Annotated in this window: 33 protein-coding genes and 1 other annotated feature; all 33 genes read right to left on the bottom strand. The window is 34.6% G+C overall.

From position 1 onward, the window contains the following. Position 1 precedes the first annotated feature (1 nt). A complete protein-coding gene (gene rpsE / locus ACJDU8_RS11335) occupies positions 2 to 499 on the bottom strand; it encodes a 30S ribosomal protein S5 (RefSeq protein WP_406792268.1) in 498 nt (165 codons plus the stop codon). Positions 500 to 515: 16 nt separating this feature from the next. Next, positions 516 to 875 carry a 50S ribosomal protein L18 gene (gene rplR, locus ACJDU8_RS11340; RefSeq protein WP_406792269.1) on the bottom strand — a complete coding sequence of 120 codons (360 nt, stop codon included), beginning with the start codon at positions 873 to 875 and terminating at the stop codon, positions 516 to 518. Positions 876 to 893: 18 nt separating this feature from the next. After that, a complete protein-coding gene (rplF, locus tag ACJDU8_RS11345) occupies positions 894 to 1,436 on the bottom strand; it encodes a 50S ribosomal protein L6 (protein WP_406792270.1) in 543 nt (180 codons plus the stop codon). A 76-nt stretch (positions 1,437 to 1,512) separates the two neighbouring features. Continuing rightward, positions 1,513 to 1,911 carry a 30S ribosomal protein S8 gene (gene rpsH, locus ACJDU8_RS11350; protein WP_406792271.1) on the bottom strand — a complete coding sequence of 133 codons (399 nt, stop codon included), beginning with the start codon at positions 1,909 to 1,911 and terminating at the stop codon, positions 1,513 to 1,515. A 30-nt stretch (positions 1,912 to 1,941) separates the two neighbouring features. Next, positions 1,942 to 2,127, bottom strand: coding sequence for a type Z 30S ribosomal protein S14 (locus tag ACJDU8_RS11355; protein ID WP_406792272.1), 186 nt, complete (start codon positions 2,125 to 2,127; stop codon positions 1,942 to 1,944). Between the two features lie 12 nt (positions 2,128 to 2,139). Then, entirely contained in the window at positions 2,140 to 2,685 is a 546-nt protein-coding gene (gene rplE, locus ACJDU8_RS11360) for a 50S ribosomal protein L5 (protein WP_406792273.1), read from the bottom strand. 23 nt (positions 2,686 to 2,708) lie between these two features. After that, a complete protein-coding gene (gene rplX, locus ACJDU8_RS11365) occupies positions 2,709 to 3,026 on the bottom strand; it encodes a 50S ribosomal protein L24 (RefSeq protein ID WP_406792274.1) in 318 nt (105 codons plus the stop codon). Positions 3,027 to 3,044: 18 nt separating this feature from the next. Further along, positions 3,045 to 3,413 carry a 50S ribosomal protein L14 gene (rplN, locus tag ACJDU8_RS11370; RefSeq protein WP_406792275.1) on the bottom strand — a complete coding sequence of 123 codons (369 nt, stop codon included), beginning with the start codon at positions 3,411 to 3,413 and terminating at the stop codon, positions 3,045 to 3,047. 25 nt (positions 3,414 to 3,438) lie between these two features. Then, a complete protein-coding gene (gene rpsQ / locus ACJDU8_RS11375) occupies positions 3,439 to 3,693 on the bottom strand; it encodes a 30S ribosomal protein S17 (protein ID WP_406792276.1) in 255 nt (84 codons plus the stop codon). Positions 3,694 to 3,712: 19 nt separating this feature from the next. Then, positions 3,713 to 3,928 carry a 50S ribosomal protein L29 gene (rpmC, locus tag ACJDU8_RS11380; protein ID WP_406792277.1) on the bottom strand — a complete coding sequence of 72 codons (216 nt, stop codon included), beginning with the start codon at positions 3,926 to 3,928 and terminating at the stop codon, positions 3,713 to 3,715. Continuing rightward, the gene (gene rplP, locus ACJDU8_RS11385; RefSeq protein ID WP_406792278.1) at positions 3,918 to 4,361 is read right to left on the bottom strand and encodes a 50S ribosomal protein L16; all 444 of its coding nucleotides are present in this window, start codon (positions 4,359 to 4,361) and stop codon (positions 3,918 to 3,920) included. Before rplP ends, rpmC begins: the two co-directional genes overlap by 11 nt. 17 nt (positions 4,362 to 4,378) lie before the next feature. Further along, entirely contained in the window at positions 4,379 to 5,050 is a 672-nt protein-coding gene (gene rpsC / locus ACJDU8_RS11390; protein WP_406792279.1) for a 30S ribosomal protein S3, read from the bottom strand. A 15-nt stretch (positions 5,051 to 5,065) separates the two neighbouring features. Beyond that, positions 5,066 to 5,401, bottom strand: coding sequence for a 50S ribosomal protein L22 (gene rplV, locus ACJDU8_RS11395; protein WP_406792280.1), 336 nt, complete (start codon positions 5,399 to 5,401; stop codon positions 5,066 to 5,068). Between the two features lie 23 nt (positions 5,402 to 5,424). Continuing rightward, positions 5,425 to 5,712 carry a 30S ribosomal protein S19 gene (gene rpsS / locus ACJDU8_RS11400; protein WP_406792281.1) on the bottom strand — a complete coding sequence of 96 codons (288 nt, stop codon included), beginning with the start codon at positions 5,710 to 5,712 and terminating at the stop codon, positions 5,425 to 5,427. A 127-nt stretch (positions 5,713 to 5,839) separates the two neighbouring features. Continuing rightward, positions 5,840 to 6,673: a 50S ribosomal protein L2 gene (gene rplB, locus ACJDU8_RS11405; RefSeq protein WP_406792282.1), complete on the bottom strand. Its 834-nt coding sequence runs from the start codon at positions 6,671 to 6,673 to the stop codon at positions 5,840 to 5,842. A gap of 58 nt (positions 6,674 to 6,731) precedes the next feature. After that, on the bottom strand, positions 6,732 to 7,028 hold the full coding sequence (gene rplW, locus ACJDU8_RS11410) for a 50S ribosomal protein L23 (RefSeq protein ID WP_011988805.1): 297 nt from the start codon (positions 7,026 to 7,028) through the stop codon (positions 6,732 to 6,734). After that, positions 7,028 to 7,648: a 50S ribosomal protein L4 gene (gene rplD, locus ACJDU8_RS11415; RefSeq protein ID WP_406792283.1), complete on the bottom strand. Its 621-nt coding sequence runs from the start codon at positions 7,646 to 7,648 to the stop codon at positions 7,028 to 7,030. Before rplD ends, rplW begins: the two co-directional genes overlap by 1 nt. A gap of 24 nt (positions 7,649 to 7,672) precedes the next feature. Then, the gene (gene rplC / locus ACJDU8_RS11420; RefSeq protein ID WP_406792284.1) at positions 7,673 to 8,302 is read right to left on the bottom strand and encodes a 50S ribosomal protein L3; all 630 of its coding nucleotides are present in this window, start codon (positions 8,300 to 8,302) and stop codon (positions 7,673 to 7,675) included. A 79-nt stretch (positions 8,303 to 8,381) separates the two neighbouring features. Next, positions 8,382 to 8,690, bottom strand: a complete 309-nt coding sequence (gene rpsJ / locus ACJDU8_RS11425; RefSeq protein WP_406792285.1) for a 30S ribosomal protein S10 — start codon at positions 8,688 to 8,690, stop codon at positions 8,382 to 8,384. Positions 8,691 to 9,145: 455 nt separating this feature from the next. Next, positions 9,146 to 10,339, bottom strand: a complete 1,194-nt coding sequence (gene tuf, locus ACJDU8_RS11430) for an elongation factor Tu (RefSeq protein WP_406792286.1) — start codon at positions 10,337 to 10,339, stop codon at positions 9,146 to 9,148. A 38-nt stretch (positions 10,340 to 10,377) separates the two neighbouring features. Next, a complete protein-coding gene (fusA, locus tag ACJDU8_RS11435) occupies positions 10,378 to 12,447 on the bottom strand; it encodes an elongation factor G (protein WP_406792287.1) in 2,070 nt (689 codons plus the stop codon). Positions 12,448 to 12,525: 78 nt separating this feature from the next. Next, on the bottom strand, positions 12,526 to 12,996 hold the full coding sequence (gene rpsG / locus ACJDU8_RS11440) for a 30S ribosomal protein S7 (RefSeq protein WP_406792288.1): 471 nt from the start codon (positions 12,994 to 12,996) through the stop codon (positions 12,526 to 12,528). Positions 12,997 to 13,139: 143 nt separating this feature from the next. Then, positions 13,140 to 13,517, bottom strand: coding sequence for a 30S ribosomal protein S12 (rpsL, locus tag ACJDU8_RS11445; protein ID WP_406792289.1), 378 nt, complete (start codon positions 13,515 to 13,517; stop codon positions 13,140 to 13,142). Positions 13,518 to 13,605: 88 nt separating this feature from the next. Further along, positions 13,606 to 13,845 carry a ribosomal L7Ae/L30e/S12e/Gadd45 family protein gene (locus ACJDU8_RS11450; protein ID WP_406792290.1) on the bottom strand — a complete coding sequence of 80 codons (240 nt, stop codon included), beginning with the start codon at positions 13,843 to 13,845 and terminating at the stop codon, positions 13,606 to 13,608. A 115-nt stretch (positions 13,846 to 13,960) separates the two neighbouring features. Next, positions 13,961 to 17,497: a DNA-directed RNA polymerase subunit beta' gene (gene rpoC, locus ACJDU8_RS11455; RefSeq protein ID WP_406792291.1), complete on the bottom strand. Its 3,537-nt coding sequence runs from the start codon at positions 17,495 to 17,497 to the stop codon at positions 13,961 to 13,963. 17 nt (positions 17,498 to 17,514) lie between these two features. Next, positions 17,515 to 21,219 carry a DNA-directed RNA polymerase subunit beta gene (gene rpoB, locus ACJDU8_RS11460; RefSeq protein WP_406792292.1) on the bottom strand — a complete coding sequence of 1,235 codons (3,705 nt, stop codon included), beginning with the start codon at positions 21,217 to 21,219 and terminating at the stop codon, positions 17,515 to 17,517. 292 nt (positions 21,220 to 21,511) lie between these two features. After that, a complete protein-coding gene (rplL, locus tag ACJDU8_RS11465) occupies positions 21,512 to 21,883 on the bottom strand; it encodes a 50S ribosomal protein L7/L12 (RefSeq protein WP_406792293.1) in 372 nt (123 codons plus the stop codon). Positions 21,884 to 21,912: 29 nt separating this feature from the next. Next, positions 21,913 to 22,413, bottom strand: coding sequence for a 50S ribosomal protein L10 (rplJ, locus tag ACJDU8_RS11470; protein WP_406792294.1), 501 nt, complete (start codon positions 22,411 to 22,413; stop codon positions 21,913 to 21,915). Positions 22,414 to 22,463: 50 nt separating this feature from the next. Continuing rightward, positions 22,464 to 22,592, bottom strand: a sequence feature (ribosomal protein L10 leader region). A gap of 38 nt (positions 22,593 to 22,630) precedes the next feature. Beyond that, positions 22,631 to 23,320: a 50S ribosomal protein L1 gene (gene rplA, locus ACJDU8_RS11475; RefSeq protein WP_406792295.1), complete on the bottom strand. Its 690-nt coding sequence runs from the start codon at positions 23,318 to 23,320 to the stop codon at positions 22,631 to 22,633. A gap of 54 nt (positions 23,321 to 23,374) precedes the next feature. After that, positions 23,375 to 23,800: a 50S ribosomal protein L11 gene (gene rplK, locus ACJDU8_RS11480; RefSeq protein ID WP_406792296.1), complete on the bottom strand. Its 426-nt coding sequence runs from the start codon at positions 23,798 to 23,800 to the stop codon at positions 23,375 to 23,377. Positions 23,801 to 23,875: 75 nt separating this feature from the next. Continuing rightward, positions 23,876 to 24,397, bottom strand: coding sequence for a transcription termination/antitermination protein NusG (gene nusG / locus ACJDU8_RS11485; protein ID WP_406792297.1), 522 nt, complete (start codon positions 24,395 to 24,397; stop codon positions 23,876 to 23,878). A 44-nt stretch (positions 24,398 to 24,441) separates the two neighbouring features. Beyond that, on the bottom strand, positions 24,442 to 24,672 hold the full coding sequence (secE, locus tag ACJDU8_RS11490; RefSeq protein WP_406792298.1) for a preprotein translocase subunit SecE: 231 nt from the start codon (positions 24,670 to 24,672) through the stop codon (positions 24,442 to 24,444). A gap of 45 nt (positions 24,673 to 24,717) precedes the next feature. Then, positions 24,718 to 24,867: a 50S ribosomal protein L33 gene (gene rpmG, locus ACJDU8_RS11495; RefSeq protein ID WP_406792299.1), complete on the bottom strand. Its 150-nt coding sequence runs from the start codon at positions 24,865 to 24,867 to the stop codon at positions 24,718 to 24,720. Between the last annotated feature and the right edge of the window lie 55 nt (positions 24,868 to 24,922).

The following is a 24,922-nucleotide window of genomic DNA, read 5'->3' on the forward strand; positions in this document are numbered from 1 at the left end:
CCTAACCTAAAATCTCTTCGACAGTTTTACCTCTAAGACTAGCTATATGTTCTGCTGTCTTTAGTTTTGATAAACCATCAATGATAGCATTTACCATATTTCTTGGATTATTAGAACCAACAGATTTTGCTCTAACATCCTTTAATCCTGAAAGTTCAAGTACTGCTCTTGAAGGACCACCTGCTATAATTCCTGTTCCTTCACTGGCTGTCATTATAAACACTTTTCCTGTTCCAAACTGACCAGTTATATTATGTGGTACTGTAGTGCCAACTATTGGAACTTCGATTAAATTCTTTTTTGCATCTTCTATTCCTTTTCTAATTGCCTCAGGTATTTCTATAGACTTTCCAGTTCCTACACCTACATGGCCATTTTCATCTCCCACTACAACTAGGGCACTGAATCTAAAATTTCTACCACCTTTAACAACCTTAGCGACTCTGTTTATAAATACAACTTTTTCTTTAAGATTTAAAGTGCTAGGATCGATTCTCATTTATTTCCCTCCTTATTTAGAATTGTAATCCACCTTCTCTTGCTCCTTCCGCAAGATTCTGTACTCTTCCATGATATATATATCCGCCTCTATCAAAAACTACTTCTTTAATTCCCTTTTCAATAGCCTTACTAGCTATCACTTTACCAACAACTTTTGCTGCTTCTTTATTACTTCCAATACCTTCAAAATTTTTATCCACACTTGAAGCAGAAACTAGAGTTGTTCTTCTTACATCATCTATTATTTGGGCATATATATTTTTTTCACTTCTATATACCGAAAGCCTTGGAACTTCACTTGTTCCAAAAATTTTCTTACGAACTCTTAGATGACGTTTTTTTCTTAGTTTTTTTCTATCATATTTTTTGAACATGAAACTCACTCCTTTCTACTACTTCTTACCAGTTTTACCCTCTTTACGTCTTATAACTTCATTATCATATTTAATTCCTTTTCCCTTATAAGGTTCAGGTTCTCTCCATGATCTTATGTCTGCTGCCACATTTCCCACTAATTCTTTGTCAATACCTTTTACTACAATTTTTGTAGCAGATGGTGTTTCAAAAGTTACTCCTTCAACTGCTTCTATTTCAACAGGATGTGAAAATCCTAAACTTAAAACTAATTTTTTCCCCTGTAATTGAGCCCTGTATCCGACTCCTATCAATTCTAATGTTTTTGAATATCCCTCAGTCACACCAACAACCATATTATTTATTAAAGCTCTGGTTAATCCATGAAGAGATCTTGATTGCTTTTGATCATTATTTCTTGTAACCACTACTGAATTGTTTTCAACAGTAATATTAATATCTTTTGTCATAGCTTTCACAAGTTGGCCTTTAGCTCCTTTTACAGTAACAACATTCTCTGGTGTTACTGCAAAATCCACACCACTTGGAATAGCTATTGGAAGTTTTCCTATTCTTGACATAATTACACCTCCTGTACTCCTTGTTTAGCAATAAATATCATCTATATTTTTCATATATTCTATATTATACCCAATACTACCATATGTAGCAAAGTACTTCTCCACCTACTCCTAACTTTCTTGCTTCTCTATCTGTAACAATTCCTTTAGAAGTAGATATTATCGCAACTCCCAACCCATTTAAAACTTTAGGAATTTCTTCTTTTCTACAATAAACCCTTAAGCCAGGTTTAGATATTCTCTTAAGTCCAGTTATAACTCTTTCTTTATTTTTACCATATTTCATTGAAAGTCTTATCATATTAACAGAACCATCTGCATATTCCTCTAAATTTTTTACATACCCTTCCTGAAGCATTATGTTCAATACTGCCTTTTTAATAGTTGAAGAGGGTACTTCTACTATTTCATGTCTAACAACATTGGCATTTCTTATACGTGTAAGCAAATCTGCTATAGGATCAGTCATTACCATTGATTGTGCCTCCTTTCATCAATAACTAAATTACCAACTCGCTTTTCTACAGCCTGGTATTTCACCCTTATATGCTAATTCTCTAAAACATATACGACATATACCATATTTTTTTAATACAGCATGAGGTCTTCCGCATATTCTACATCTTGTATAAGCTTTAGTTGCATATTTAGGCTCTTTCTTCCATTTTTCTATTAAAGCTTTACGCGCCACATTTCTCCCTCCTTATTTTTGAGCAAATGGCATTCCGAATAATCTCAATAATTCTTTTGCTTCTTCATCAGTATTGGCAGTGGTAACAAAAACAATATCCATACCTCTAACTTTATCTATTTTATCATATTCTATCTCAGGAAATATTAATTGTTCTTTAATTCCTAATGAATAGTTTCCTCTACCATCAAAGGACTTATCTGATACTCCTGAAAAATCTCTAACTCTTGGCAAGGCAACATTCATTAACTTATCTACAAACTCATACATGTATTGTTTTCTCAAAGTAACCTTACATCCTATTGCCATATTTTCTCTTAATTTAAAATTCGCTATGGATTTTTTTGCTCTGGTCAAAACTGGTTTTTGTCCTGTAATTATAGTTAGATCACTAACAGCTGACTCTAAAACTTTTGGGTTGTCTTTAGCTTCTCCCACACCCATATTTATAACTATTTTATCAAGTTTTGGTGCTTGCATTATATTTTCATACCCAAATTTTTCCATCAACGCTGGAACTACTTCTTTTTGATATTTTTCCTGTAACCTTAAACTCATACTTTGGGCCTCCTTTCAAAGATTTATAATGTTTCTCCGCACTTTTTACATACTCTAACTTTTGTTCCATCATCTAATATCTTATGACTTATCCTAGTCACATTCTTACATTTATCACAATATAACATTACTTTTGAACTATATATAGGGGCTTCTTTACGAACTATGCCGCCCTCCATATTCTGCCTATTTGGCTTTTGATGTTTTGAAACTATATTAATACCGTTAACAATAACCTTAGCTGATTTAGGTATTACAGTTAAAACTTCTCCTGTTTTTCCCTTATCTTTTCCTGATATAACCATTACCGTATCTTTTTTTCTAACATGTACTTTTGCCATCGTAGCCACCTCCTTACTTTATAAAACTTCAGGTGCTAATGATAATATTTTTGTAAAATCTTTATCTCTTAGCTCTCTTGCAACCGGCCCAAAGATACGAGTTCCTCTCGGTTGTTTATCTTCTTTTATTATAACTGCAGCATTCTCATCAAATTTTATATATGAACCATCTGCTCTCCTTAAACCTCTTGCCGATCTAACGATAACAGCCTTAACAACTTCTCCTTTTTTAACAACACCGCCTGGTGTTGCACTTTTAACGCTAGCAACTATTATATCACCAATGTTTCCCCATTTTCTTGTGGATCCACCTAAAACTCTTATACACATGATCACTTTAGCACCGGAATTATCCGCAACCTTCAATAACGTCTGTTGCTGAATCATTGAAAACACCCTCCTTTCAGCTATGCTATTTAGCTTTTTCTACTATTTCTACAAGCCTCCATCTTTTATCTTTTGATAAAGGTCTAGTTTCCATTATTAATACTCTATCATTATTTCTTGCCTCATTATTTTCATCATGAGCCTTAAATTTAGTAGTTCTTTTTACTATTTTACCATATAATGGATGACGAACTCTATTTTCAACTGCAACTACTATAGTTTTATCCATTTTATCGGAAGTAACTCTTCCTATTCTCGTTTTTCTATATCCTCTTTCCACGAATAAACCTCCTTTCAATCTATTGTTCAAACGCCCTTAGTTCTTCTTCTCTAAGGATGGTTTTAATTTGGGCTATAGATTTTTTAACTTCCCTTATTCTCATAGGATTCTCCAATTGACCTGTAGCCAATTGGAATCTTAAATTAAATAATTCGGATTTAAGATCCTGTACCTTTGCCTGCAAGTCTTGAGGGCTACTACTTTGTCTTAGTTCTTGTAATTCTCTAGCCTTCATCGCTTTCACCACCCACTTCTTCAAAATCTCTTCTCGTCACGAATTTAGTCTTTATAGGCAATTTGTGTGATGCAAGTCTCATTGCTTCCCTAGCTGTTTCTTCTGGAACACCTGATAACTCGAATAATATTCTACCTGGTTTAACAACCGCTACCCAATATTCTGGTGAACCTTTACCGGAACCCATACGTGTTTCTGCCGGTTTTTCTGTAACTGGTTTATCAGGAAAAATCTTTATCCAGAGCTTTCCTCCTCTTTTAATATATCTATTTATAGCTATTCTCGCTGCCTCTATTTGATTGTTTGTTATCCATGCACATTCCGTGGCTTGTATAGCGTAATCTCCATATGCTATGAAATTACCTCTTGTAGCCTTGCCTTTCATTCTACCTCGCTGTACCTTACGATGCTTAACTTTTTTAGGCATTAACATATGCTATTCCTCCTTCCCTATGCTTTAGCTTCTTCCTTGGTTTCAACAGGTTTTTTAGCAGGAAGCACTTCTCCTTTATATACCCATACCTTTACTCCTATTTTACCGTATGTGGTATCTGCTTCTGCAAATCCATAATCTATATCAGCTCTTAAAGTCTGTAATGGAATTGTTCCTTCATGGTAGGATTCAGCTCTTGCTATTTCAGCACCACCAAGTCTTCCTGAACATGTTGTTTTAACCCCTTTAACACCGGACCTCATTGCCCTTTGTATTGTTTGCTTCATAGCTCTTCTAAAAGAAATTCTTTTTTCAAGCTGCAGTGCTATATTCTCTGCCATAAGTTGGGCATCAGCCTCCGCTACTTTTACCTCAACTATATTTATAAGTATAACTTTTTGTGGAACTATTTTTTTCAACTCTGCTTTTAGGGCATCAATTCCTTGGCCGCCTTTTCCTATTATCATACCAGGCTTAGCTGTAAATATATTTAATTTAATTCTTTTAGCTGCTCTTTCAATTTGAATTTTTGAAATTCCAGCTATGGCACCTTTTTTCTTTACAAATTTTCTAATCTTATTATCTTCAACTAGATTATCTGCAAAATTTTTCTTATCTGCATACCACTTAGCATCCCATTCTTTAATTATGCCAACTCTTAAGCCGTGCGGATGTACTTTTTGTCCCATCTGTTTCCCTCCTTCTTACTCTCTTTCCTTAACTACCAAAGTTATATGACTACTTCTTTTCTTAATTCTAAAAGCTCTTCCTTGAGCATGTGGCTGAAATCTTTTTAATGTTGGACCCTCACAAGCATATGCTTCTGAAATATATAAAGTATCTCTATTTAAATCTAAATTATTTTCTGCATTAGCAACTGCTGATTTCAAAAGTTTATTAACTACTACAGCTGCATCTCTTGGAGTATATTTTAATATGGCAAAAGCCTCATTTACATTTTTACCTCTAACCAAATTAAGCACAACTCCTACTTTCATTGAGGACATTCTTACATATTTAGCTATAGCCTTAGCTTCCATTTTGCCTACTACCTCCTTTCCAATTATCTAGAAACACGAGTTGTTTTTTCACTTCTATCAACGTGTCCCCTATATGTTCTAGTTAAAGCGAATTCTCCCAATTTATGACCTACCATATCTTCCGCTATATATACAGGAACATGTTTTCTCCCATCATGCACTGCTATAGTATGACCTATCATTTGAGGAAATATAGTGGAACTTCGTGACCAAGTTTTTATAACTTTTTTTTCGCCTTTTTTATTTAACTCATTTATTTTGTTTAAAAGTGATTCTTGGACATAAGGTCCTTTTTTTACTGATCTGCTCACTTTTTAGCCTCCCTTCATACAATTTATCCAAATAAAATTTTTCTAAATCAATATAACAAATCTTTGTCTAACTTATAAATTTAAGTTTTTACTTAAATCAACGAAGAGAATATATATTCTCTTCAAGTTACCTGCCATTTTTTCTCTTAATTATGAGTTTATCAGAATATTTCTTGTTTTTTCTAGTTTTTAATCCTAATGCAGGTTTGCCCCATGGAGTAAGTGGCCCTGGATGACCTACCGGTGATTTTCCTTCTCCACCACCATGTGGATGGTCATTAGGATTCATTACGGAACCCCTAACTGTTGGTCTTATTCCCATATGTCTCTTTCTACCTGCTTTACCTATGTTAATTATTTCATGAGTTAAATTTGAAACTGTACCTATTGTTGCTCTGCACTCTATTCTTACATATCTTACTTCACCACTTGGAAGTCTCAATGTTGCATATTTTCCCTCTTTAGCCATAAGCTGAGCTGAAGTTCCTGCTGATCTTACAAGCTGTGCTCCTTTTCCTGCTTGCAATTCTATATTGTGAATTGTTGTACCTACAGGTATGTTAACAATTGGAAGACAATTTCCTACCTTTATATCTGAATCTGCTCCTGATACTATTACATCTCCAACTTTCAACCCAACTGGAGCTATTATATATCTTTTTTCACCATCTAAATAAGTCACAAGAGCTATAAATGCCGACCTATTAGGATCATATTCTATAGAGGATACTTTTGCTGGTATACCATCTTTAGTTCTTTTAAAATCTATTAATCTATATTTTCGTTTTGCTCCACCACCTATATGACGAACTGTTATTTTACCGTGAGCATTTCTACCACCACTCTTTTTTAATGCAACAAGAAGTGATCTTTCTGGCACATCTGTAGTTATTTCCTCAAATGTATTTACAGTCATATGCCTTCTCGAAGGTGTGGTAGGTTTAAATCCCTTAACTGCCATAACCGGTATTCCCTCCTTTTTTCGCTTATCTGGATTTCTCCAATAACTGCTTTATCTATTATTGTATTCCTTCAAAGAATTCTATTGTTTTACTTTCTTCTGTGAGTTTAACAATTGCTTTTTTGTAATCTGGTCTTTTTCCTATATGCACACCCACTCTTTTTTTCTTTCCTTTATACCTTGATGTATTTACAGTTTCCACAGTTACTCCAAATACATCTTCAATGGCCCTTTTTATCATTGATTTATTAGCACGTATATCAACAATAAAGGTGTATTTTTTCTCATTCATAGCGCCCATACTTTTCTCCGTTATAACAGGCCTTCTTATGATATCATAATTAGTATATTTCATTATGCATACACCTCCTCAATTTTTGATACAGCATCTTTAGTTATTATAAGTTTTTCATATTTCAACAAGTCATATACATTTAAGTTATTAACTGGAATAACTGATACTCCTTGTATATTTCTTGCTGACTTATATACATTTTGATTTGATTCAGCAGTAACAATCAATGTTTTCTTGGCCTCAAAAGTACTTAACATTTTCACTATGTCTTTTGTTTTTGGAACATCTATTTCTAAATTTTCTAACACTACTATCTGATTTTCTTCAACTTTACTTGATAGAGCAGACTTCATAGCTAACCTTCTCGCTGACTTTGGAACTGAGACTCTATAACTTCTAGGTTTTACCGCAAAAACTACACCACCATGAATCCATTGTGGTGCCCTTATAGAACCCTGTCTTGCTCTACCAGTTCCTTTTTGTCTCCAAGGTTTAATTCCACCTCCAGAAACTTCAGCTCTAGTTTTCGCCGATTGCGTTCCCTGCCTCTTATTAGCAAGTAATGCCACAACTACTTGATGCGTAACATACTGATTCACTTCAACACCAAACACTTTATCTGATAACTCAAAATCTCCAATTTTTTGACCTTCTTTATTAAATAATCCTACTATAGGCATTCTGCATCCTCCTTTCTAATAAAATTAAGCTTTAACTGTATTTCTTATTGACAAAAAGCTTTTGTTAGGTCCTGGTACACCACCCTTTATCAGGATGATATTCTTTTCAGCAATAACTTTTGCCACCTGCAGATTTAAAACAGTAGTATTCTTATTCCCCATATGACCTGGCATTTTTTTATTTTTAAAGGTTCTAGATGGATCCGAGGAAGCTCCCATTGAACCAACAGCCCTATGAAATTTGGAACCATGAGACATAGGTCCTCTTTGGGCATTCCATCTTTTTATTACCCCTTGAAATCCCTTACCTTTTGAAACTCCAGATACATCAATTTTGTCGCCTTCTGCAAAAACATCTGCTTTTATTTCCTGGCCTACTTCATATTCGTTTATATTATTAACTTTAAATTCCTTTAAGAATCTTTTTAATGAAACTCCTGCCTTTGCAAAATGACCTTTCAATGGTTTGTTGACAAGTTTTTCTCTTATATCACTAAAACCAATTTGTATAGATTCATATCCATCTTTTTCTGCAGTTTTCTTTTGTACAACTACACAAGGACCTGCTTCAATTACTGTAACAGGAATTACCTTACCATTCTCATCAAATATTTGGGTCATACCTAATTTTTTACCCAATATAACCTTTTTCATTTACATACACCTCCTAAACATATTAGCGGATCATTTAAACTAAACGATCATAATAGTTAGTAATAATAATTTATTACAATTATAATTTTATCTCAATATCAACACCTGCTGGTAAATCGAGCCTCATTAAGGCATCAACAGTTTTTGGTGATGGACTTATTATATCTATAAGCCTTTTATGAGTCCTTATTTCAAATTGTTCTCTTGAATCTTTATATTTATGTGGGGCTCTTAGAATTGTGACTATATCTTTTTCTGTAGGTAGTGGTACCGGTCCTGCTACCTTTGCCCCCGTAGACTTAGCAGTTTCTACTATTTTTTCAGATGATTGATCCAGTATGGTATGGTCAAAAGCTTTTAACCTTATTCTTATTTTTTGTTTTGCCATTGTTATTTCCCTCCTTTTCATGCACGCTATACTTCTTACGTACAACAGCGGATATATTCTATAAACTGTTCCAGGCGTTTCATATATTTTGATACAAAGAACACTCTATAAAATCACCGTCGCCTAGTTCAAGACCTTGGCATACTCAGTCAAGAATTACCCGGAAGCCCGGCAACCTCTTGCATCATCGCTGTTATAACATCACAACTTCTTAATTATACACTAAATTCTTATTTCTGACAAGTAAAAATTTGCACTTTTAAGCTAGTAACCTTACGCCCTCCTAAGGTTCTCATTTACTCACTTATTTATTAAAATTAATTAAAATTTAACGCTATAAAAGTTTTAAACATCTAGTAGAATTAATTTAACCCCATGTGTTAAATTAAGGAAAGAGAATTCTCTTTCCTTTTCACTGCATTCTTATTACTAAATTATCAATACCACATTGCTGACTACTCAGATATAGTGGTAACAACACCTGAACCAACTGTTCTTCCGCCTTCTCTTATTGCAAACCTTAATCCTTCATGCATAGCTACTGGTGTTATTAATTCTACATTCATATCTATATGATCCCCAGGCATTACCATCTCTACTCCTTCTGGTAATGATATTGAACCTGTTACATCTGTTGTTCTAAAATAAAATTGTGGTCTATATCCATTGAAAAATGGTGTATGTCTTCCGCCTTCTTCTTTCTTTAATACATACACTTGGCCTACAAATTTTTTATGTGGCTTCACTGAACCTGGCTTTGCAAGTACCTGACCTCTTTCTACTTCATCTCTCTGTACGCCTCTTAATAATGCTCCTATATTATCTCCTGCCATAGCCTGATCTAGAAGCTTTCTAAACATTTCTACACCTGTACATACTGTCTTCTTCTTCTCTTCCTTTAACCCTACTATTTCTAATTCGTCCCCTATTTTAAGTACTCCACTTTCTACTCTTCCTGTAGCTACTGTACCTCTTCCTGTAATTGTAAATACATCTTCTATTGGCATTAAGAATGATTTATCTATTGGTCTCTCTGGTGTTGGTATATAGCTGTCTACTGCTTCCATCAATTCATGTATACATTTAGTTGCCTCAGCATCATCTGGATTTTCAATTACCTTTAACGCACTTCCTACTATTATTGGAACATCGTCTCCTGGGAATCCATATTCGCTTAATAATTCCCTTACTTCCATTTCTACCAACTCTATTAATTCAGGGTCATCTACCTGATCTGACTTATTTAAAAATACTACTATATACTGTACTCCTACCCTGCTTGCCAGTAGTATATGCTCTCTTGTCTGTGGCATTGGACCATCTGCTGCACTTACTACTAGTATCGCACCATCCATCTGTGCCGCACCTGTTATCATGTTCTTTACATAGTCAGCATGTCCTGGACAGTCCACATGTGCATAGTGTCTGTTATCTGTCTGGTATTCTACATGTGCTGTATTTATTGTTATACCTCTTTCTTTTTCTTCCGGTGCCTTATCTATTTCATCGTATTTTGTAGCTGATGCTTTACCTTCCTTTGCCAGCACCATTGTTATTGCCGCTGTCAATGTGGTTTTACCGTGGTCTACGTGTCCTATTGTTCCTATGTTTACATGCGGTTTTGTTCTCTCAAACTTTTCTTTTGACATTACTTCTTCCTCCTTAAATAAACTAGTATATTATAAAACTACTTATTTTTTTCACCTGTAATTTTTTCTTGAATACTCTTTGGAACCTCTTCATAATGATCAAAGGTCATAGAATAAACTCCTCTGCCTTGTGTTCTTGATCTGAGTACAGTAGCATATCCAAACATTTCAGAAAGTGGAACAAAGGATCTTATAACTTGAGCTCCCGCCCTTGGGTCCATTCCTTCTATTCTTCCTCTCCTAGAATTTATATCTCCTATTACATCTCCCATATATTCTTCTGGTACTGTAACTTCAACTTTCATCATCGGTTCAAGCAGAACTGGATCTGCTTTTGACATAGCACTTTTAAATGCCATAGATGCTGCAATTTTAAATGCCATCTCTGAAGAGTCTACATCATGATAAGAACCATCATATAATTTAACTTTAAAGTTTATAGTAGGATATCCTGCTACTACTCCCGTTTCAGAAGCTTGTCGTACACCCTCATCAATTGGAGAAATATATTCCTTTGGAATAGTTCCTCCCACAATAGCATTTTCAAATGAATATCCCTCTTGGGAAGGTGACATTTCTATCCAACAGTGACCATATTGGCCATGTCCACCAGACTGTCTAACAAATTTACCTTCTGCTTTAACAGTTTTTCTAACAGTTTCTTTATAAGCAACTTGTGGTTTACCAACATTACACTCTACTTTGAATTCTCTTTGAAGTCTATCTACAATTATTTCTAAATGAAGTTCTCCCATTCCTGCTATAATTGTCTGTCCTGTTTCCTGATCCGTATAGGTCTTAAATGTTGGATCCTCTTCTGCAAGTTTTGAAAGTGCAATACCCATCTTTTCTTGGCCAGCCTTTGTTTTAGGTTCTATTGCAACATGTATAACTGGTTCAGGAAATTCCATACTTTCAAGTACTATTGGATTTTCTTCATTACAAAGTGTATTACCTGTTGTAGTATCTTTCAAGCCTACTATAGCTCCCAAATCTCCTGCACGAAGTTCATCAACTTCTTCTCTACGGTTTGAGTGCATTTTTACAAGCCTTGCGATTCTTTCCTTTTTTCCTTTTGTTGAATTATATACATAAGTACCGCTTTTCATAATTCCTGAATAAATTCTTGTAAATGCTAGTTTACCTACAAATGGATCTGTTGCAATTTTAAATGCTAGCGCAGATAATGGTGAATTGTCATCTGCTGGCATATCAATTTCTTCACCTTTTTCAGGATCTATTCCTTTTACAGGTGGTATATCAAGTGGTGAAGGCATAAAATCAACTACCGCATCTATCATTGGCTGTACACCTTTATTTTTATAAGATGATCCACATAAAACTGGTACTATATGATTTGAAATAACACCTTTTCTAATTGCAGATACTATCTCCTCTTCTGTTAACTCTTCTCCATCTAAATATTTCATCATCATATCTTCATCTAATTCAGCCACTGCTTCAATTAATTCGGTTCTATATTGGGCAGCCTTATCTTTTAAATCATCAGGTATTTCAACCTCATCCATAACAGTTCCTAGATCATCCTCATATATTATAGCTTCATTTTTTATGAGGTTTACTATCCCTTTAAATTCACTTTCTGTTCCTATTGGAATCTGTATAGGTATAGCATTGCAATGAAGTCTATTCCTTAAAGCATCTACACACATATAAAAGTCTGCTCCGGTTGAGTCCATTTTATTTACATAAACTAACCTTGGAACTCCATAATTATCTGCTTGCCTCCATACAGTTTCTGTTTGCGGTTCTACTCCACTTTTAGCATCTAAAACAGTGACAGCTCCATCAAGAACTCTTAGGGATCTCTCAACTTCTACAGTAAAATCCACGTGTCCTGGTGTATCAATTATATTTATAGCATATCCTTTCCATTTACAAAAAGTGGCAGCTGAAGTTATTGTTATTCCTCTTTCCTGCTCCTGAGCCATCCAGTCCATAGTAGCCTGCCCCTCATGTACTTCTCCTATTTTATGAGTTCTTCCTGTATAGAAAAGTATACGTTCCGTAGTAGTAGTTTTTCCTGCATCAATGTGTGCCATTATTCCTATGTTACGGAACTTTTCTAGCGGATATTCTCTTCCCACTTAAATTTCCTCCTCGCAAGTGTAAATTTAAAATTTGATAAAACTGCTTCAGTAAAATTACCAAAACAGTTTCGAATATTAATATCTATAATGTGCAAAGGCTTTATTAGCTTCAGCCATCTTATGAGTGTCTTCTCTTTTCTTAACAGCCGTACCTGTATTATTTGCTGCATCCATTAATTCTGAAGCAAGCCTTTCTCTCATATATTTTTCTCCTCGTTTTCTTGATGCTACAAGGAGCCATCTTATTCCTAATGTCTGTCTTCTCTCTGGTCTAACCTCTATTGGGACTTGATATGTTGCACCACCAATTCTCCTAGCTTTTACTTCTAAAAGAGGCATTATATTATTCATTGCTTCCTCAAAGACTTCTATTGGTTCCTTATTTGTTTTATTCTTAATTATGTCAAAGGCTCCATAACAAATCTTCTGAGCCACCCCTTTTTTACCATCTTTCATTATGTTATTTATTAGCTTAGTAACAACCTTACTGTTGTATACTGGATCTGGTAGTACGTCTCTTTTTCCTATATGTCCTTTTCTTGCCACTTTACTTCCCTCCTTAATAAAATTAATTTAAGTTCATCGGTACTCGACTTTTAAAAAGCCGCAAAGTGCTTTGTACTTCTGCAAAATAAATATATATAAACGCTGAAGACATAGCACCGCTTTATCAACCAACCTAGACTAAACTATTTCTGCTTAGGTCTTTTAGCACCGTATTTTGATCTTCCCTGTAGTCTATCAGCAACTCCTGCTGAATCTAATGCTCCTCTTACTATATGGTACCTAACACCTGGAAGATCTTTAACTCTTCCTCCTCTTATTAGAACAACACTATGTTCCTGTAAGTTATGTCCTATACCTGGAATGTATGCACTAACTTCATACCCATTTGTTAACCTAACTCTAGCAATTTTTCTTAAAGCTGAATTTGGTTTTTTAGGGGTAGTAGTTTTTACCACTGTACAAACCCCTCTTTTTTGAGGACATTCTTTTAATGCTGGTGCTGTTGATTTTGAACTCACTGTCTTCCTGCCTTTTCTTATTAACTGACTTATTGTTGGCATGTTCACACCTCCTTATAAAAATATATTATAATAGTTTAAAATTTATATTAATTTATTGTTAAACGCAATTTAACTTACAAAAAAACTATTATTTTAATATAGCAGCTGTAGCAGCCCCTACATCTATACCACATAATTTGCCTAATTCTTTCATAGTATCTACATAAACTACTTCTGGGGAATCCTCATCAATTAATGCTTTTACGGACTGTATTATTTTATCATCGGCGTCCTTAGCTATATAAACAGTTTTTGCATTATTATTTTTTATAGCTTTAACTGTCTGCTTTAAACCCACAACTTTATTTCCTGTAAGTCTATAAATCATTATTCCATTCCCTCCTATAATGTTATGGAGACAAAGTATGCAATGCTTTGTCTCCTCAAAAAAACATACAGATGTATTTTATCATTTTAGTATTACTATGTCAATAAATTATACGCTAAGCTTCTAATTGATTTTCTGATTGCTTCTCTGATATTTCATTCTCTGTATTAATTTTTACTGATCTATACCTGGTCATACCTGTCCCTGCAGGTATAAGCTTACCAATAATTACATTTTCTTTTAATCCCAGCAAAGGATCTACCTTTCCTTTTATAGCTGCATCTGTAAGAACTCTTGTAGTCTCCTGGAAAGATGCTGCAGAAAGAAATGACTCTGTAGCCAGTGCGGCTTTAGTTATCCCTAAAAGGGCCACTCTACCTTGAGCTGTATTTCCTCCATCAGTCTCTACTCTGGAATTTTCCTCTTCAAAATCAAATATATCAATCATGGTCCCTGGCAATAATTCTGTATCTCCTGATTCTTCTATTTTAATTTTTCTTGTCATTTGTCTTATTACTACTTCAAGGTGTTTATCGTTTATATCAACGCCCTGCAGTCTATAAACCTTTTGTACTTCAGACAAAAGATAATTTTTAACTCCCTGAACACCCTTTATCCTCAAAATATCATGAGGATTTACAGAACCTTCCGTTACCTCATCACCTGCACTTATTGCCTCTCCATTCGATACTTTAATTCTTGATCCAAATGGTATATCATAAGTTACTTCTTCTCCACTATCTGTAATTACAGAAACACTTCTTTTCTTTTTAGTTTCTTCCATTTTTACAGTACCTGAAACTTCACTTACTATAGCAAGACCTTTTGGTTTTCTAGCTTCAAATAATTCTTCAACCCTTGGAAGACCTTGAGTTATATCTGAGCCTGCAACTCCACCAGTATGGAAAGTTCTCATGGTAAGCTGTGTACCAGGTTCTCCTATACTCTGTGCTGCTATTATACCTACAGATTCTCCTATATCAATTTTCTGTGCAGTAGCCATATTCATTCCATAACATCGTGAACATACTCCATGCCTCGATTTACAAGTAAAAACAGATCTTATTTTCACTTTTTTTATTCCTGAAGCTTCTATCCTATCTGCTATTTTTGAGTCCATATAAGTATTTTTTGATACTATTAATTCTTTGGTGTTAGGATTTATAATATCCTCTGCTGAATATCTTCCCGTAAGTCTTTCTGACAAACTTTCTATTACTTCATTTCCTTCTTTTATTTCTGAAACATCATATCCTTCATGAGTTCCACAATCTTCTTCTCTCACTATAACATCTTGACTTACATCAACAAGCCTTCTTGTAAGGTATCCAGAATCCGCAGTTTTTAAGGCCGTATCTGCATTTCCTTTTCTTGCTCCGTGAGTTGATATAAAATATTCTAATACGTCTAACCCTTCTCTAAAAGACGCTCTTATAGGAAGTTCTATTATTTTTCCTGATGGATTTGCCATAAGTCCCCTCATGCCTGCAAGCTGTTTGATCTGACTTTTAGAGCCTCTAGCTCCTGAGTCAGCCATCATAAATATAGGATTAAATTTATCCAAATTATTCATAAGCTCATCCGCTACATCTTCTGTAGTTTTAGTCCATCTTTCTATAACCCTTTGATATCTTTCATCTTCTGATATAAATCCTCTTCTATACATCTTTTCTATCTTATCCACTGCTGCATCTGATTCACTGAGAAGTCTTTTTTTAGCCTCAGGTACCACCATATCTGAAGTAGAGACTGTTATTCCACTTATGGTGGAATAATGATATCCCCTTGCCTTTATTTTATCTAACATTATAGATGTTTTAGTGGCACCATGTTTCATATAACATTTATTTATTATTTTACCTAAGTTTTTCTTTGCCACAAGAAAATCAATTTCTAGTTTAAACGCATTCTCAGGTTTATTTCTATCTACAAATCCTAAATCCTGTGGTACACACTCATTAAATATTATTTTCCCTGCAGTAGCATCAATTATACCACTTACATATTCTTCCTCTTCAAGCTTTGTTATTTTCACCTTTATTTTAGCATTTATATCAATTTGTTTTAACTCATATGCCATTATTACCTCATCTGATGAGGAAAAAAATCTTCCTTCTCCTTTAGCCCCTTCTCTTTCTACAGTTAGGTAATATGAACCTAATACCATATCCTGTGTAGGTACAACTACCGGTTTGCCATCTGAAGGCTTTAATATATTATGAGCAGCCAGCATTAAAAACCTGGCTTCTGATTGAGCTTCGACAGATAAAGGAACATGAACCGCCATCTGATCTCCGTCAAAATCAGCATTATAAGCTGTACAGGATAAAGGATGCAGTTTTATGGCTCTTCCTTCTACAAGTATCGGTTGAAATGCCTGTATCCCCAATCTATGAAGTGTAGGTGCTCGATTTAAAAGTACTGGATGATCAGATATTACTTCTTCTAATACATCCCAAACCTGAGCCTGAACTCGCTCTACCATTCTTTTGGCACTTTTAATATTATGAGCTAATCCTCTTTCAACCAATTTCTTCATTACAAATGGTTTAAAAAGTTCAAGCGCCATCTCCTTAGGCAAACCACATTGATACATTTTAAGTTCAGGTCCAACTACTATAACAGAACGGCCTGAATAATCAACACGTTTTCCAAGTAAATTTTGCCTAAACCTACCCTGCTTACCTTTTAGCATATCTGATAGAGATTTTAATGGCCTATTTCCAGGGCCCGTCACCGGTCTTCCTCTTCTTCCATTATCTATAAGGGCATCTACTGCTTCCTGGAGCATCCTCTTCTCATTTCTTACTATTATATCCGGTGCTCCTAAATCCAGTAATTTTTTAAGTCTGTTATTTCTATTTATAACCCTTCTGTATAAGTCATTTAAATCGGAAGTGGCAAATCTTCCTCCGTCTAATTGAACCATAGGTCTTAAGTCCGGTGGTATAACAGGAATTACATCTATAACCATCCATTCAGGTCTATTTCCAGATTTTCTAAAGGACTCAACAACTTCTAATCTTCTTATTATTCTTACTTTCTTTTGTCCTGTACTGTTTTTTAAGTCTTCTTTTAACACTAAAGATAGCTGTTGAAGATCTATTTCCTCTAAAAGCTTTTTAACGGATTCTGCCCCCATACTAGCTACAAAGTTTTCTTCACCATATTTATCTACAGCTTCCCTATACTCTTTCTCAGTTAATAACTGTTTCTTTAGTAGTTGAGTTTCTTTTGGATCTAAAACAACATAGGATGCAAAATACAGCACCTTTTCCAAGGCCCTTGGAGACATATCTAAGATAAGTCCCATACGGGATGGTATTCCCTTAAAGTACCATATGTGAGATACCGGAGCTGCTAATTCAATATGCCCCATTCTCTCACGCCTTACTTTTGCTTTAGTTACTTCTACACCACACCTATCACAAACTATACCTTTGTATCTAATTCTTTTATACTTACCACAATGACATTCCCAATCTTTTTGAGGTCCAAAAATCCTTTCACAGAACAACCCATCTCTTTCTGGCTTTAATGTTCTATAGTTTATTGTTTCAGGTTTTTTCACCTCACCTCTCGACCACTCTCTTATTTTTTCTGGTGAAGCTAAGCCTATTTGAAGTGCATCAAAGTTATTTAATTCAAACAAGGGTACATCCTCCCTTCCTAATGTTCATCATTAAAATCATCTATTTTCAAATCATCTTTCAAATCATCTAAAGTTAAATCATCATAATCCAGATCCAATTCATCATCCTCTTCACTATCTTCTGCTTCCTCATAATCATTATCTTGTGATGGCAAAATGAAATCTTCATTTCCTTCTATGTTAACATCTAAATTTTCTATTTCTTCATCTACAGATTCTTTCAACTTAATTTCCTGGTTATTATCGTTTAATACCTTCACATCTAAACATAAAGCTTGAAGTTCTTTTATAAGTACTTTAAATGACTCTGGTACACCTGGTTCAGGTATATTTTCGCCTTTAACAATTGCCTCATAAGTTTTAACTCTTCCAACCACATCATCCGATTTTACTGTCAATATCTCCTGGAGGGTATGAGCAGCCCCATATGCTTCCAATGCCCAAACTTCCATTTCACCGAATCTTTGGCCTCCAAATTGCGCTTTACCACCCAATGGTTGTTGGGTTACTAGTGAATATGGCCCTGTAGATCGTGCATGAATTTTATCATCAACTAGATGAGCCAATTTTAAGATATACATATAGCCTACCGTTACTGGTCTATTAAAGGGCTCCCCCGTTCTACCATCATACAATATAGTTTTTCCATCTTCTCTATATCCTGCTTTTTTCAGGCATTCTGTAATATCTTCTTCTGTAGCTCCATCAAATACAGGAGTTGCTATATGCCAACCTAATTTACTGGCAGCCCAGCCTAAATGGACTTCAAGCACTTGACCTATATTCATACGAGAAGGTACTCCAAGTGGATTTAGGCATATTTCAAGAGGCCTACCATCTGGCAAAAAAGGCATATCTTCTTCTGGTAATACTCTGGATATAACACCTTTATTACCATGTCTTCCTGCCATTTTATCACCTACAGATATTTTTCTCTTTTGAGCTATATAACATCTAACAAGTTTATTAACTCCTGGAGAAAGCTCATCTCCATTCTTTCTTGTAAATACTTTTACGTCTACAATTATACCTGCCTCTCCATGAGGTACTCTAAGAGAAGTATCTCTAACCTCTCTAGCTTTTTCCCCAAATATAGCCCTTAGCAACCTCTCTTCCGCCGTAAGTTCAGTTTCCCCTTTAGGTGTTACTTTACCTACTAATATGTCACCTGCCCGAACCTCAGCTCCTATCTTTATAATTCCACTTTCATCTATATCCTTTAAAGCATCTTCTCCCACATTAGGTATATCTCTTGTAATTTCTTCCGGACCTAGTTTTGTATCCCTAGCTTCTGATTCATATTCTTCTATGTGAATTGATGTAAACACATCTTTTTTTACAAGCTCCTCCGATATAAGCATGGCATCCTCATAATTATATCCTTCCCAGGTTGTAAAACCCATTCTGATATTTTTGCCAAGTGCTATTTCTCCCAGATCAGTAGACGGTCCATCTGCAAGAACTGTTCCTTTTTTAACTATTTCTCCTTTTTTGACTATAGGCCTTTGATTTATACATGTTCCTTGGTTAGATCTCTGAAATTTGAGGAGTCTATAAATATCAGTTCCTCCATCAGAATCCCTTTTAACTCTTATTTCATTAGCACATACATAAGATACTATTCCTTCGTTTCTGGCTTTTGGAAGCACTCCTGAATCTACTGCCGCTTTATATTCAATACCTGTTCCTACAATAGGAGCCTGTGGTTTTAAAAGCGGAACTGCCTGCCTCTGCATATTCGATCCCATAAGGGCACGACTGGCATCATCATTTTCAAGAAATGGTATCATAGCTGTAGCAACTGAAACTAACTGCCTTGGAGATAAATCCATGTAATCAACATCTTCTGCAGGTACTACAATAACATCTTCTTTATCTCTAACTGTAATTTTACTATCTACAAATCTGCCATCTTCATCAATAGGTTCATTTGCTCTGCCTATTAAGTACTCATCTTCCTCATCTGCTGTCATATATACAATATCATTAGTAACTATTTTATCTTTTTTATTTACTTTTCTATATGGTGTTTCTATAAAGCCATACTCATTGACTTTAGCATAAGTTGCCAAAGAATTAATCAAACCAATATTAGGCCCTTCTGGTGTTTCTATAGGACACATTCTTCCGTAATGTGAATGATGAACATCTCTAACTTCAAACCCGGCTCTTTCCCTGGAAAGTCCACCTGGTCCCAGCGCCGATAATCTCCTCTTATGAGTAAGTTCTGATAAAGGATTAGTCTGATCCATAAATTGAGAAAGCTGGGAACTCCCAAAAAATTCCTTTATAGATGCAGCCACTGGCCTTATATTTATTAAAGCCTGAGGTGTTATTACTTCTTGATCTTGTATAGTCATTCTTTCTTTAACTACCCTTTCCATTCTAGAGAGGCCTATTCTAAACTGATTTTGCAATAACTCTCCTACGGATCTAAGCCTTCTATTTCCAAGATGATCTATATCGTCAGTATGCCCAACTCCATAAGCTAGCCCCAACTCATAACTAACAGTAGCATATATATCATCCCTAATTATATGTTTTGGAATTAAATTGTAAATATTCTTCTTTATCTGCTCTTTAATGCTTTCTTCACTGCTGTAATTATCTAAAATTTGTTTTAAAGCGGGGTAATATACACTTTCCTTTATATTTAAGTCATCTATATTAAAATTAACAAAATTATTTATGTTCACAAAATTATTACCTATAACCCTCAGTGTGCTATCTTCAATTTCAATATCTACTGAATTCACCCCACACTGCTGAATTTGTACGGCTTTTTCCCTATCTATCCTTTCACCTTTTTGGATAAGTATTTCCCCCGTCTCCGGGTTTACTATATCTTGAGCTGATATTTGATTTACAATCCTAAGATGCAAAGATAGCTTTTTATTAAACTTATATCTTCCTACCCTAGAAAGATCATATCTTTTAGGGTCAAAAAATAAGGATTCAATAAGTGAACGTGCACTATCTACTGTGGGCGGCTCCCCGGGTCTCAATCTTTTGTATATTTCAAGTAAGGCTTCTTCGTGAGTCTTTGTATTATCTTTTTCAATTGTAGCCTTTAGCCTTTCATCCTCTCCAAAAAAATTAGTGATTTCTGCATCTGTACCATAACCCATAGCCCTGACAAGAATAGTTATAGGCAATTTCCTTGTCTTATCTATTCTTACATATATTATATTATTAGAGTCTGTTTCATACTCTAGCCAGGCTCCTCTATTAGGTATTACAGTTGAAGAAAAAAGATTCTTACCAGTTTTATCAACTGACACATCGTAATATACACCTGGTGATCTCACAAGCTGGCTAACTATAACTCTTTCAGCCCCATTGATTATAAAAGTTCCTTGCTCCGTCATAAGAGGGAAATCCCCCATAAAAACTTCTTGCTCTTTAACTTCACCAGTTTCTTTGTTAAGTAACCTTACCTTTACTTTTAAAGGTGCCGCATAAGTAGCATCTCTTTCTTTACATTCTTCTACAGAATACTTAATATTATCCACATCTAGCTTATATCCCACAAACTCTAAATTAAGATTTGCTGTATAATCTTGAATAGGATTAATGTCCTCAAATACCTCTTGAAGCCCTTCTTTTAAAAACCAATTATAGGAATCCAACTGAACTTCAATCAAATTAGGCATATGACCTATTTCTTTAAGCCTGGAAAAACTCATTCGTGTTCTTTTACCAACCCGGACAGGATGTACCATTGATTTTTCACCCCTCGCATAAACTAAAAATAACCAAAAACATTCAACATTGTTATATATGTATGTTTATGGATTTATTACTGCCATCAAAGTATTATAACCTATTTATTGCAATTAATTCAAATATTGTTAAATTTTAAAGCATTGCAAATTAAATTTATAACTAATCAATGCGATTTATTATTTTATCATAGTATGAAAGTATTGTCAATAATAAAATTTTCAAATTTATTACAACTATTAAAGAGGTACTTTAAATTAAAGCACCTCTTTTATAATATTTTATTAATTTTTACTTTAATTCTATCTCAGCACCAATTTCTTCAAATTTAGCCTTTATAGCTTCTGCATCTTCTTTACTTACAGCTTCTTTTAATGGCTTAGGCGCTCCATCAACTAAAGCCTTAGCTTCCTTTAATCCTAATCCTGTTACTTCTCTAACTGCTTTTATAACCTTTATTTTTTCTGAACCTGCAGTTTTAAGCACTACATCAAATTCTGTCTTTTCTTCTGCTGCATCTGCGCCACCAGCTACTGCTGCGCCAGCTACTGCTACTGGAGCTGCGGCACTTACACCAAATTCTTCCTCACATGCTTTTACTAATTCATTTAATTCTAAAACACTCATTCCTTTTATAGCCTGAATGATTTCCTCTTTACTCATTAATAAACACCTCCAAAATTTTTCTAAAATTAAGCTTCTTGTGATTTTTGTTTCTCTTCAATTGCACTTAATAAGTATACAAAATTCGATAACGGAGCTTTGAAACTTCCAAGCAATTTCGCAATAAGAATCTCTTTTGATGGTATGGTTGCAAGTTGCTTAACCTTATCTACGTCAAATATTTCTCCTTGCACAACCCCGCCTTTTAATTCTAACATCTTATGATTTTTTGCAAAATCATTAAGAATCCTTGCCGGTGCAGTCGGTTCATCATATCCAAAAGCCATTGAGATTGGTCCTGCAAAAACATCTTCCAAATTATCAAATCCTAGTTCTTTTGCAGCTCTTATAGATAATGTATTTTTATAAACTTTATATTCTACACCTGATTCCCTTAGTTCTTTTCTAAGATTAGTATCTTCTTCCACAGTTAATCCTTGATATTTAGCAAATATTATACTCTGGGCTTTTTCCATCTTTTCTTTAATTTCGTTAACTTTAGCTTGTTTTAACTCTAAGTTTTTTCCCACTGTATCTCCACCTCCTAACAGTCTAAACTACAATAAGCTTGAAAAAATACATATAAAAACTAAAAGCCTCCCCATAGACACAGAGAGACCACGTTTACTATTTATTGGAATCCTGGATAGGTTGGATTTACCGTTATGCATTCTGCACCTATTGTCTAAGGAAAATATACTTATTTAACTTTTAACATTATACATAAACTAACTATTTATGTCAATATTATTCAAGAACTTTAACTGAATTTATCTTTATGCCAGGACCCATAGTACTTGATATTGCCACTGATTTTAAATATTGTCCTTTGGCTGCTGATGGTTTTGCCTTTACTACAGCTTCCATTAGTACACGAAAATTATCTAAAAGTTTTTGTACATCAAAAGACTTTCTTCCTATTGGCACATGAACTATAGATGTCTTATCAACTCTATATTCAACTTTACCAGCTTTAATTTCTTGAATTGCCTTTGCAACATCAAAAGTAACTGTACCTGATTTTGGATTTGGCATTAATCCCTTAGGTCCCAATATTCTACCTAACCTTCCAACAACCCCCATCATATCTGGAGTTGCTACCACTACATCAAAATCAAACCAATTTTCCTTCTGAATTTTTTCTACATATTCTTCTGCACCCACATAATCAGCTCCAGCATTTTCTGCCTCTTTAATCTTATCTCCTTTAGCTAATACCAAAACTCTAACTTTTTTACCAGTTCCGTGTGGAAGAACTACAGCTCCTCTAACCTGTTGGTCTGCATGCCTTGGATCTACTCCAAGTTTTACTGATAATTCTATAGTTTCATCAAAATTAGCTTTCGCGGTCTTTAATACAAGTTCCATAGCTTCCAATGGTGTATAAAGTATTTTTCTGTCAACAAGCTTAGCACTTTCTTCATATTTTTTTCCCAACTTAAATTCCTCCTTTGTGGTAATAACGGTATTTTACCTTCCACTATATTTCAACTAACCCTCTACTGTTATTCCCATACTTCTAGCAGTTCCTGCTATCATCTTCATAGCAGTTTCAACAGATGAAGCATTCAAATCTACCATTTTAGTTTCAGCAATTTGTCTAACTTGTTCATTAGTTACTTTAGCAACCTTAGTTTTATTTGGCACACCAGAACCACTTTCTATTCCCGCTGCCTTTTTAAGCAATACTGCTGCCGGTGGAGTTTTTAGTACAAAACTAAATGATCTATCCTGATACACAGTAATTACTACTGGAATTATTAATCCTTCTTGTTTAACAGTTTTAGCATTAAATTCCTTACAGAAACCCATGATATTTACACCATGTTGCCCAAGTGCAGGACCAACTGGTGGCGCTGGAGTTGCTTTTCCTGCTGGAAGTTGAAGTTTTATCATTCCTACTACCTTTTTAGCCATAAATATACACCTCCTATAATGTGGTCATACAACAACATGTCCTCCCACCTATTTTAAAGACTTTGTCTTTATAAGTTATTCTATTTTTTCTATTTGATTAAAATCAAGTTCAACAGGAGTTTCCCTGCCAAACATATTAACTAAAGCCTTAATTTTTCTTTTTTCAGCATTTATCTCTTGAATAACAGCCAAGAAGTTTTCTAGTGGTCCAGACCTTACCTTCACATTTTCTCCTACCAATATATCTACATTTATAGGCTTTTCATTAATGCCCATATCTTTTACTTCTTCATCGGTAAGAGGAACAGGCTTAGAGCCAGGCCCAACAAAACCTGTAACTCCCCTAGTATTTCTAACTACATACCAAGAATCATCAGTCATTACCATGTGTACTAAAACATACCCTGGAAATATCTTCTTCAATGTTACTTTTTTCTTTCCATCTTTGATTTCAACTTGTTCTTCCATAGGTACTTGAACATCGTCTATGGAGTCATGTAATTCTCTATTTTCTATAGTTTTTTCAAGATTCATCTTAACTTTATTTTCATAACCAGAATATGTATGAACTACATACCACTTAGCTTTATCTGCCATAACTTTAGGGACAAGATTTTCTCTCAGCCCTTACCTCCTTATTCTTATTTTAAAATAGTTTTAACTAAAGAATTTAATCCAAAATCTATTATCGCAACAATCACCACATAAATAGCACAAAATGCAATAACCGCTGTTGTTGCTTTCTTTACATTTTCTTTAGAGGCCCAAGTTATCCTTTTAAATTCTACTACTAAGCCCTTAAAGAAATTAAAGAATCCCCCTTCAGGCGTAACTTGCCTATCAATTTTTTTGGCATTATCACGTGCAGACATTTCATTCACATCCTCAATTTTTTTAGTGTATGAGACTAAATTGCACTATTTAGTTTGTTTATGAACTGTATGCTTATTGCAAAACGGACAATATTTCCTTATTTCTAATCTATTAGGATCATTTTTTTTGTTTTTCATTGTATTGTAATTTCTATGTTTACACTCTGTGCATGCTAATATCACTTTTACTCTCATTGCTTTAACACCTCCCAAGTATATAAAGGTAATATATACTCTATACTCAATTAAG

The organism is Candidatus Clostridium eludens (assembly GCF_045310515.1).
Classification (GTDB): Bacteria; Bacillota; Clostridia; order Clostridiales; family Clostridiaceae; genus Clostridium_B; species Clostridium_B eludens.